We start from the raw sequence: 10,144 nt of genomic DNA, 5'->3' as shown, positions 1-10,144 counted from the left end.
CCACCATAATAACGGCTGTGGTTGCCTATTTGGTTGATTTTGGCTACAGTGTTTTCTTGGTACCAGGGAAGCATTTTCTTCCTTTGTCAGTATTGGTGATCACATCCGTATTGACCTTGTCTTTTTTAATGGTTTATCGCCTGTTTGTAAAAGAAGCTTTTAGTCTTATCAAAAATAAAGTTGAACCGGATTTGCCGGAAAAAGATGTTTTAATTTTTGGTGCCGGGGAAGCAGGTATTCTTATTCATAAGGCAATCTTGAAAAATACCCATTATAAGTTTAATGTTCACGGATTTTTGGATGATGACCCTAAAAAGCAAAAGAAAAAGGTTGAAGGAATTAGGGTTCATGGTGGTTTGGATAGGTTGGACAGCTTGGTGAAAGAAAAGGGAGTAAAAGAATTGATTATTTCGGTGATGGACCTTTCTCCGGCTAGAAAAAGAGAAATCATTGACAGGTGTATTACACTCAATATACATGCGCTTACCATCACTCCTGTAAATGAATGGGTGGATGGTAGCTCCAAAACTGGCAACTTAAGGGAAGTAAATATTGAAGATTTATTGAGTAGAGATGCCATTGATCTAAAAAATAAAAATGTAGCAAGTTACCTCAGTGGAAAAACCATTTTGGTAACCGGAGCTGCAGGTTCCATAGGAAGTGAGATTTGTAAGCAAGTGGCCAGAGCTAATCCCGGATTTTTGATCATGTTGGATAAAGCAGAATCGCCTTTACATGAGCATGAGATCAGGTTGGAAAGTGAGTTCAAGGATTTGGCTTTACAAACTGTTTTGGCAGATGTGACAGACGAAGAAAACCTGGAGCACATCATGAAAACTTACAGACCTGAGGTGATCTTTCATGCAGCAGCCTACAAACACGTACCAATGATGGAGAGGTATCCTATTCAAGCAGTGCGCTGCAATGTGCTTGGCACCAAGACGGTAGCCGACCTGGCCGTAAGGTATGGGGTAGAGAAATTTGTCTTGGTAAGTACCGACAAAGCGGTGAACCCAACCAATGTGATGGGGGCCAGTAAACGTATTGCCGAGATGTACATTCAAAGCCTGGATAAAAAGCTTAGAGAATCCGGTAATGGTGGCACTCGATTCATTACTACAAGGTTTGGTAATGTGCTAGGTTCCAACGGATCTGTTATTCCATTGTTCAAAGAACAAATAAAAAAAGGAGGTCCGCTAACGGTTACGGATGCAAAAGTTACCCGTTATTTTATGACTATTCCTGAGGCTTGTGACCTGGTATTGGAAGCCGGAGTAATGGGTAATGGTGGCGAGATTTTCGTATTCGATATGGGAGAACCGGTTAAAATCATTGATTTGGCCAGGAAAATGATTCACTTGAGTGGCAAAAAACCTGATGTAGACATCATGATTCGGATCACAGGCTTGAGACCGGGTGAGAAATTATATGAGGAAGTGCTTAATGACCAAGAGAAATCTTTGGAAACGCATCATCCGAAAATTAAAATCGCTCAAGTAAGGCCTGGAAATTTCGACGAAGTTAATTTGGATGTCTCCTTATTGATGGAAATGAAAGGCAATGAAGGGGAAATGACTTTGGTGGGACAAATGAAAAAAATGGTTCCTGAATTCTTAAGTCATAAATCAAGGTTTGAAGCCATTGATAACGAAGCGATCGTTCATGAATTAAAACCTTAAATTGATGCTTTATAGTATAGTAAAGGAACAATTTTAAAAATATCTTAAAATACCTTTTTAAAATCGACGCCCTTTTCTATATTTGCTCAACGTTATGAAAAATCAGAATCAAAATTGGTGGTGGCTTTCTTACTTCTTTTAAAGGGGAACAGCTAACTATTGCCAAATTTTGATCAATCGATATACTTAGGCTTGCTGGATTCCCGGCAAGCCTTTTTTTTATTTTAAATACCCAAATAATGAATAAAATAAGAATCAAAACCCGGTATAAAAAGCTATTGGCAGATACCATCACTCCGGTGAGTATTTACCTTCAGATTCGCGACAGGTATAACAATACCATCCTTCTGGAAAGTTCTGACTACCATGGGAATGAAAACAGTTATTCCTATATCTGTTGTGAACCCATGGCAACTTTTTCTCTAATAAACGGTGAAGTCCATCAGTCATTTCCCGACCAGAGCACTTCTGTGAAGAAGCTTGAGAAAACAGACAATATTATGGATCCTCTTAGGCAGTTTGGGAATACCTTTCAGGAAGAGGAGATGGACTTTAAGTTCATTACCAACGGTCTGTTTGGCTATATTCAATATGATGGGGTAAGTTATTTTGAAGACATCACCATCAACAATCCTCAAGCTTCAAGTATTCCCTTGATTCACTATGCGGTGTACAAGAACATGATTGTGGTGGATCATTTCAAAAATGAGCTTTATATTTTTGAACATTATTTGGAAGGTGGAGAAGAGGAGTCGGGAATTCCAAAAATTGAAATGATTCTCAATAATAAAAATATCCCAAGCTATTCATTTAGCCTGGATGGCAAGGAAACTTCCAATTATACCGACAATGAATTTTTAGATATTCTTGCCAAGGGAAGGGATCATTGTTTTCGGGGAGATGTCTTCCAAATAGTATTGTCCCGCTCCTTTTCAACCGGGTTTAAAGGAGATGAGTTTAACGTTTATCGGGCATTGCGTTCCATCAATCCTTCTCCTTATTTATTTTACTTTGATTACGGTTCTTATAAGATTTTTGGTAGTAGCCCGGAAGCTCAAATTGTAGTTAAGGGCAGAAAGGCAACCATTTATCCGATTGCAGGGACCTTTAAACGTACAGGAAATGATAAATCGGACGCTGAATTGGCAGTGAAACTTTATGATGACCCCAAAGAGAATTCCGAACATGTAATGCTGGTAGATTTGGCCAGAAATGATTTAAGCAGGTCTTCTGAAAAAGTGAATGTGGAAGTTTTTAAAGAGATTCAATACTATTCACATGTCATTCATTTGGTTTCAAAAGTGATAGGGGATCTCCCTGAGGGAGCCAACCCGCTCCAGCTGGTTGCTGACACTTTTCCTGCGGGTACCTTGTCAGGTGCCCCCAAATACAGGGCCATGGAACTGATAGACAACCTTGAAAATAGCGCAAGGAAGTTTTATGGGGGAGCCATAGGCTTTTTGGGTTTCAACGGAGATTTTAATCATGCCATTCTGATCCGTTCATTTGTATCAGAAAATAACCAATTGCGATTTCAGGCAGGAGCAGGTGTAGTGGCCAAGTCCTCCATTGAGAGTGAACTTCAAGAGGTCAGTAATAAGCTGGAAGCCTTGCGGGTAGCCCTTAAGTCTGCGGAGACAATTTAATTAAATAGAAAAGCATTTACAGATGAAAATACTGGTACTGGACAATTATGATTCTTTCACCTATAACTTGGTGTATATTATCCGAGAATTGGGTTATGGAGAATCAATGGATATTATTAGAAATGATAAAATAAGCTTAGAAGAGGTGGATGCCTATGATAAGATATTGCTTTCCCCGGGCCCCGGACTTCCTTCTGAGGCAGGGATTATGCCTGAACTGATCAAAAAATATGCGGCAAGTAAAGATATTTTAGGGGTATGTCTTGGGCACCAGGCCATTGGAGAGGCTTTTGGAGCAGGACTTATCAACCTAACAGAGGTGGTTCACGGTGTAGCGAGCAAAATAAAGATCAAACCTGATTTATTGTTTGAAGGCTTGCCTGAATATTTCACCGTAGGCAGGTACCATAGTTGGGTGATAGATGCCACGATGCTACCTGAAGGGCTTGAGGTTACCTCCAAAACGCCCGATGGACAGATCATGGCCATCAAGCACAAAGAATTTGATGTACGTGGCTTGCAATTTCATCCCGAGAGCATTCTGACTGAAAATGGGGTGCAAATAATAAAAAACTGGATTGAAGGTAAAAAAAATAACAATTAATGAAAGAGATACTCAACCACCTGATAGAACACAAAACCCTAAGCAAAGAACAAGCAAAAGGGATATTGAAAGAAATGACTTCCGGTGAAGTAAATACAAGCCAGATGGCTGCTTTCTTGACCATATTTATGATGCGAAGTGTGAGGGTTGAAGAGTTGATGGGATTTAGAGAGGCCATGCTCGAAAGGTGTATCGCTGTAGATATCCCTGAATATGATGCCATTGATTTGTGTGGCACAGGAGGGGATGGCAAAGATACCTTTAATGTCTCCACCCTGGCATCTTTTATTGTGGCCGGCGCAGGGCAACCGGTAGCCAAGCATGGCAATGTGGGGGTATCCTCGGTTTGCGGATCTTCAAACCTTTTGGCTCATTTTGGTTATGAGTTTACCAATGATGTGGATCAGTTAAAAAGCAGTCTGGATAATGCCGGGATTTGTTTTTTGCATGCCCCTCTTTTCCATCCGGCCATGAAACACATAGGTCCGGTGCGCAAAGAGCTGGGGGTAAAAACTTTCTTCAATATGCTGGGCCCTATGGTCAACCCGAGTTTCCCAAAAAAACAATTGGTAGGTGTTTTTAGTCTTGAACTTGCACGGCTGTATGGTTACCTGTACCAAAACAATGATGTGAGATTTAGTATCTTACATGCCCTGGATGGATATGATGAAGTCTCATTGACAGGTGATCTTAAGTGGATTTCTAACGATGGGGAAAAAATTGTTAGTCCGGAAGAATTAGGTTTCAATACCATTATGCCTGAAACCATCAAGGGAGGAACCACCATTGAGGAATCTGCAGATATTTTCATGAAGATTTTGAAAGGTAAAGGAAGCCCAGAGCAAGAAGCAGTGGTAATAGCCAATGCTACCCTTGCCCTCACCACGTCTAAGCCGGATTGGAGTCTGGATACCGCTAGAGAAAAAGCTACCGAAACCTTAAAAAATGGTACAGCACTCAAAGTTTTCAAAGAATTGATAAATCCTAAAACCTCCATAAATATTAGCTAAGAATGAATATACTGGAAAAAATAATTGCTCGAAAAAAGGAGGAAATAGAAGAGCGTAAAGCCCTTTACCCACAAAAATTGCTGGAGAAAAGTTTGTTTTTCGAAAGTGAGGTGGTTTCCATGAAAAAATATGTCAGCCACCCTGAGAAGACCGGGATCATAGCTGAATTCAAAAGAAGATCGCCCTCCAAAGGCCTTATCAATGGGACAGCATCGGTGGAGCAAACCACAATTGGTTATATGCAAGCCGGAGCTTCTGCTTTGTCTGTGCTGACTGACAAGGATTTTTTTGGAGGAAGTGAAGCAGACCTTGGCCTGGCAAGAAAATTCAATTTCTGCCCAATTTTACGGAAAGACTTTACTGTAGATGAATACCAAATCATAGAGGCCAGGTCCATTGGAGCAGATTGTATCTTATTGATAGCAGCCGCCTTGGAGCCAAAACGACTCAAAGAATTGGCTGTTTTTGCCAAAAACCTGGGTTTGGAGGTCTTGTTGGAAGTGCATGATGGGGAGGAATTGAAAAAAAGCCTTAACGAGCATGTAGACCTAGTAGGTGTAAACAACCGAAACCTAAAGACCTTTGAGGTGAATATTCAAACCTCTTTGGATCTGGGGGAAGCCATACCCGATACCTTTACCAAAATTTCAGAAAGTGGCATTGCTGATCCGGCCACTTTGGTCCAATTAAAACAGGCAGGTTATGATGGGTTTCTGATCGGAGAAAACTTCATGAAGACCATCCGTCCGCATCAGGCGGCCTATAATTTTATGCAACAATACAGGAAGTTATTGGCAGCTTCCAAGGGACAGGTAGCCGTATGATCATCAAGGTTTGCGGCATGGCTGAGCCTGAGAATATTTCAGGTTTGTTGGGAATAGCGGAAGTTGAATGGATGGGGATGATATTCTACCCTCCTTCAGGTCGTTATGTGCCTAATTTTGGACAAGATGCTACCCACTATAAGGGTATCGCTTTACCCAAAGTGGGGGTGTTTGTCAATGAAAGCACAGAAGAAATCCTTAGAATAATAAAGGATTACGGCCTTTCCATGGTTCAACTTCATGGAGATGAATCTACGGATCAGCTACAAGCCCTAAAAGAACAGACCGAAGTAAAACTGATCAAGGTTTTTAGGGTAGGAGCAGACTGGAGTTGGAAGTCATTGGAACCCTATATAGACCTGGTGGATTATTTCCTGTTTGATACAGATGGTCCTTCCTACGGGGGCACAGGCCATCAGTTCAATTGGGAGCTATTAGAAACCTATCCTTATGAGACGCCTTTTCTGTTAAGCGGAGGAATAACCCCCAAAGATGCGGAAAACCTTCTGGCTTGTTATGAGGCTTTTCCTGCCATGGCGGGAATTGATATCAATTCAAAATTTGAAATTTCCAAAGGTGTCAAGGATTTGGAAAAAATAAAGACATTTACGGCAGCAATCAGAGATAAAGCTGCCACAGCGAAAAAAAAGAAAACCGATGATAAAGATTGATGAAAATGGATTCTACGGAGATTTTGGGGGAGCCTACATCCCTGAAATGCTGTATCCCAACATAGAAGAGCTTAGAGAAAATTATGAGCAAATCATGGCTTCTGAAGCTTTTAAGGAAGAGTTTGATCGACTGCTCAAAGATTATGTGGGAAGGCCTACTCCTTTGTTTTTGGCCGAAAGATTGTCGAAAGAATATGGAGCAAAAATCTACCTTAAAAGAGAGGACCTTTGCCATACCGGAGCCCACAAGATCAACAATACCATAGGGCAAATTATCCTGGCCAAAAAACTCAATAAAAAGCGGATTATTGCCGAAACAGGGGCAGGACAACATGGGGTAGCCACAGCTACTGTTTGTGCCTTAATGGGAATGGAATGTACGGTCTATATGGGTGCCATTGATATGGAGCGTCAAAAACCCAATGTGGAACGCATGCGGATTCTTGGCGCCACAGTGGTGCCTGCCAATTCAGGTAGTAAAACCCTTAAAGATGCTACCAATGAAGCCATGAGGCAGTGGATTAACAATCCTGTTGATACGCATTATATTATTGGGTCGGTGGTTGGACCTCATCCATACCCTGAAATGGTTGCCAGGTTTCAGTCGGTAATTTCTGCTGAAATCAAAACACAACTCTTAGAAAAAGAGGGAAAAGATAGCCCGGACATAGTTGTTGCCTGCGTAGGAGGAGGAAGCAATGCTGCAGGGGCGTTTTTCCATTATTACAATGACGAGAAAGTAAGATTAATAGCGGTGGAAGCGGCCGGCCATGGCGTAAGTTCCGGTAAGTCTGCAGCCACCACACAACTGGGAAAACCGGGCATTCTTCATGGAAGCAAGACATTACTTATGCAAACGGAAGATGGACAGGTAGTGGAGCCCCACAGTATTTCTGCAGGCTTGGATTACCCGGGGATAGGTCCCGTGCATGCCCATTTATTTGCCTCAGGGAGAGGAGAGTTTTTGGCAGTAGAAGATGAAGATGCCATGAAAGCAGGAATAGAATTGAGTCGTTTGGAAGGAATTATACCGGCCATAGAATCGGCCCATGCACTTTCTGCTTTGAAGCAGCTAAAATTCAATGCGTCGGACATCATCGTAATCAACTTGTCAGGGAGAGGAGACAAGGATTTGGAAACATATATTAAATGGGGTAATTATTAATGACCATGAATCGAATAGACGAATTATTTAAAAATAAGGATGGCAATATCCTTTCTATATACTTTACAGCAGGTTTCCCAAAGTTGGACGACACCATGGAGATCATGGAAGCCATTGAAGAGGCAGGTGCAGATATTATTGAAATAGGTATTCCTTACTCTGACCCTGTAGCCGATGGCCCTACCATTCAGGATAGCAATAATGTGGCCCTTAACAATGGAATGACCCTTAAACTGTTGTTTACGCAATTGAAAGGCTTAAGGAGTAAATTAAATATTCCTGTGGTATTGATGGGGTATTTAAATCCTATTGTGCAGTTCGGAATGGAAGATTTTTGCAAAAAATGTCAGGAAGTAGGTGTTGATGGAGTGATTATTCCTGACCTGCCAATGCAGCAATATACCGATGCCTATAAAGATTTGTTTGACCATTATAACCTTAGAAATACCTTCCTGATTTCTCCGCAAACCTCTGAACAAAGAATCCGGGAAATTGATAGCAAAACAGATGGATTTATCTATATGGTCTCTTCGGCAAGTATTACAGGAGCTAAAAAGGAGGTAAGTCCTGAGCAAATTGCCTATTTTGAGAGGGTGAGAGATATGGGACTTAAAAATCCACGATTGATAGGTTTTGGTATATCAGATAAGGCCTCTTTTTCCACCGCCTCGACCTACTCACACGGAGCAATTATTGGGAGTGCTTTTATCAATGTTGTCAGGGAGGCAAAATCCTTCAACGAAGAAATTAAAACATATATTAAAGGCGTCATATCATGATCGTACAGCTAAAGACAGACATAAGCCCGCAACAAACCCAAAAATTGATCGAAAAGATCAATGGCTTAGGCTATAAGGTGAGCGAGGTCAAAACACAGGTTGGGAATTACCTGATAGGTATTGGAAAAGCTTCCTATGACATTAGAAAAATTGGGGCCATGGATGGTATTTTAGACATCCACGTGGTATCTGATGAATACAAACTAGTGTCTAAAAAGTGGAAAGCAAAACCTACATCCATTGATCTTGGAGATGGAATTGAAATTAAAGATGGAGATATGGCCATTATTTCCGGGCCTTGTTCCATAGAATCCGAGGAGCAAATCGAACGGGTAATTGCTCACCTAAAAGAGAACAAGGTAAGCATGATGCGAGGTGGAGTCTTCAAACCCAGGAGCAGTCCCTACGCATTTAGAGGACTGGGCATGGATGGCCTAAAGCTTTGGTACCAACATGCAAAGGCTGCAGGAATTAAAATCGTAACTGAAGTCATGCAGGTTTCCCAGATAGAAGAAATGCACGATTATGTAGACATTTTTCAAGTAGGCGCCAGAAATACCCAAAACTTTAACCTTTTGGATGAATTGGGTAAAATTGACAAAGCCGTTTTAATCAAAAGGGGAATCTCGGGAACAATCGAAGAACTGCTTCAATCTGCGGAATATGTGTTTTCAGGGGGGAACGAAAAACTCATTCTTTGTGAGCGCGGAATCCGTACCTATGAAAGGGCAAGCAGAAATACCTTAGACCTGAATGCAGTTCCCATTTTAAAGTCTAAATCCCATTTGCCTGTAGTGGTGGATCCTTCTCATGGTATTGGTATTCGGGACTTTGTACCACAAATGGCCTTGGCAGGGGTGATGGCCGGCGCAGATGGAATCATTTACGAATCCCATGAGCATCCGGATAAAGCCTATTCCGATGGACAGCAGACCTTAAACTTTACCCAAAGTAGTGACCTGATTGACTACATTAGGAAAATTTTTGAGATAAGAAAATCATTTGATTTGCATTAAGCCTTTGTCAGTGGATTGATCAATTTGTTTAACAGTTTTATAAACATCTGTAGATCAGTTTTTTGTTATGATTTTGTCAGTATTGTAGTTTTTCTATGATGCTGACAAAATCTTTGTGCCACTCGATGGCAATAGGTTTAACTCGAATTAGGTGATCATCCCTCTTTTGGGCTAGCGGTTTTTCCAAGAGATGCTATCCCATATTCAGCAAAAGTCACCCCATTGCTGAAAGCCCAAATTCTCCCTTTATAAGGAGGAAAAGGCTGTGGCAATCTCATCACTTAGGAGATTCCTTCGCCTTCCCTCCCGCATGGCTCCTGCAAAATCTCAGAATGACGTAAAAATCGTCATCGGTCACACTATCTTTCGGCCACTGAGCCTGTCGAAGTGTGCCAGTATGTGCTTGTTACGTCCTTGCGAACCCTTTTTGGAGAGGTTTTGCGGAGGAAAAGGCTGTGGCAATCTCATCACTTAGGAGATTCCTTCGCCTTCCCTCCCGCATGGCTCCTGCAAAATCTCAGAATGACGTAAAAATCGTCATCGGTCACACTATCTTTCGGCCACTGAGCCTGTCGAAGTGAGCCAGATGTACTTGTTAAGTCATTGCGAACCCTTAGGGAAGGGCAAGGGTGAGGCAAGGGTGTGGCAGTCTCGCCACTGTTGAGATTCCTTCGCCTTCCAACGGGAAAGGCCCTCGCAAAGTCTCGGAATGACGAATACATTAACTTCCGCCTTGTAGCTATTCGGCGT

10 protein-coding genes are annotated in these 10,144 nt (G+C 41.7%); 9 read left to right on the top strand and 1 reads right to left on the bottom strand.

What is annotated here, in order from left to right:
• The 9 genes from AAC037_RS10830 to aroF all read left to right on the top strand — a co-directional run.
• The coding region (locus AAC037_RS10830; RefSeq protein ID WP_339903010.1) for a nucleoside-diphosphate sugar epimerase/dehydratase at nt 1-1,679 on the top strand (1,679 nt) is incomplete at its 5' end.
• A gap of 239 nt (nt 1,680-1,918) precedes the next feature.
• Nucleotides 1,919-3,325: an anthranilate synthase component I family protein gene (locus tag AAC037_RS10825; protein ID WP_339903009.1), complete on the top strand. Its 1,407-nt coding sequence runs from the start codon at nt 1,919-1,921 to the stop codon at nt 3,323-3,325.
• A gap of 22 nt (nt 3,326-3,347) precedes the next feature.
• Entirely contained in the window at nt 3,348-3,929 is a 582-nt protein-coding gene (locus tag AAC037_RS10820) for an aminodeoxychorismate/anthranilate synthase component II (protein WP_339903008.1), read from the top strand.
• Nucleotides 3,929-4,939, top strand: coding sequence for an anthranilate phosphoribosyltransferase (gene trpD / locus AAC037_RS10815; RefSeq protein ID WP_339903007.1), 1,011 nt, complete (start codon nt 3,929-3,931; stop codon nt 4,937-4,939). Before AAC037_RS10820 ends, trpD begins: the two co-directional genes overlap by 1 nt.
• A gap of 2 nt (nt 4,940-4,941) precedes the next feature.
• Nucleotides 4,942-5,763, top strand: coding sequence for an indole-3-glycerol phosphate synthase TrpC (gene trpC, locus AAC037_RS10810; protein WP_339903006.1), 822 nt, complete (start codon nt 4,942-4,944; stop codon nt 5,761-5,763).
• A complete protein-coding gene (locus AAC037_RS10805; RefSeq protein WP_339903005.1) occupies nt 5,760-6,434 on the top strand; it encodes a phosphoribosylanthranilate isomerase in 675 nt (224 codons plus the stop codon). Before trpC ends, AAC037_RS10805 begins: the two co-directional genes overlap by 4 nt.
• The gene (gene trpB / locus AAC037_RS10800; protein WP_339903004.1) at nt 6,421-7,599 is read left to right on the top strand and encodes a tryptophan synthase subunit beta; all 1,179 of its coding nucleotides are present in this window, start codon (nt 6,421-6,423) and stop codon (nt 7,597-7,599) included. The genes AAC037_RS10805 and trpB overlap by 14 nt, the downstream gene beginning before the upstream one ends.
• Nucleotides 7,600-7,604: 5 nt before the next feature.
• Nucleotides 7,605-8,378, top strand: a complete 774-nt coding sequence (gene trpA, locus AAC037_RS10795) for a tryptophan synthase subunit alpha (protein WP_339903003.1) — start codon at nt 7,605-7,607, stop codon at nt 8,376-8,378.
• Complete coding sequence (gene aroF, locus AAC037_RS10790; RefSeq protein WP_339903002.1) at nt 8,375-9,394, top strand: 3-deoxy-7-phosphoheptulonate synthase; 1,020 nt, start codon at nt 8,375-8,377, stop codon at nt 9,392-9,394. Before trpA ends, aroF begins: the two co-directional genes overlap by 4 nt.
• Before the next feature lie 467 nt (nt 9,395-9,861).
• Here aroF and AAC037_RS10785 read toward each other — a convergent pair.
• The coding region (locus AAC037_RS10785; RefSeq protein ID WP_339903001.1) for a hypothetical protein at nt 9,862-10,144 on the bottom strand (283 nt) is incomplete at its 5' end.

The organism is uncultured Cyclobacterium sp., assembly GCF_963976465.1.
Classification (GTDB): Bacteria; Bacteroidota; Bacteroidia; order Cytophagales; family Cyclobacteriaceae; genus Cyclobacterium.
The sequence above is the reverse complement of the archived record's forward strand: the minus strand, read 5'-3'. Positions and strand labels throughout refer to the sequence as shown.

What these genes read in the sequence shown, in the direction of transcription:
- aroF (WP_339903002.1), top strand. Translation starts at nt 8,375, where the DNA reads ATGATCGTACAGCTAAAGACAGACATAAGCCCGCAACAAACCCAAAAA.
- AAC037_RS10825 (WP_339903009.1), top strand. Translation starts at nt 1,919, where the DNA reads ATGAATAAAATAAGAATCAAAACCCGGTATAAAAAGCTATTGGCAGAT.
- trpC (WP_339903006.1), top strand. Translation starts at nt 4,942, where the DNA reads ATGAATATACTGGAAAAAATAATTGCTCGAAAAAAGGAGGAAATAGAA.
- trpB (WP_339903004.1), top strand. Translation starts at nt 6,421, where the DNA reads ATGATAAAGATTGATGAAAATGGATTCTACGGAGATTTTGGGGGAGCC.
- AAC037_RS10805 (WP_339903005.1), top strand. Translation starts at nt 5,760, where the DNA reads ATGATCATCAAGGTTTGCGGCATGGCTGAGCCTGAGAATATTTCAGGT.
- trpD (WP_339903007.1), top strand. Translation starts at nt 3,929, where the DNA reads ATGAAAGAGATACTCAACCACCTGATAGAACACAAAACCCTAAGCAAA.
- AAC037_RS10820 (WP_339903008.1), top strand. Translation starts at nt 3,348, where the DNA reads ATGAAAATACTGGTACTGGACAATTATGATTCTTTCACCTATAACTTG.
- trpA (WP_339903003.1), top strand. Translation starts at nt 7,605, where the DNA reads ATGAATCGAATAGACGAATTATTTAAAAATAAGGATGGCAATATCCTT.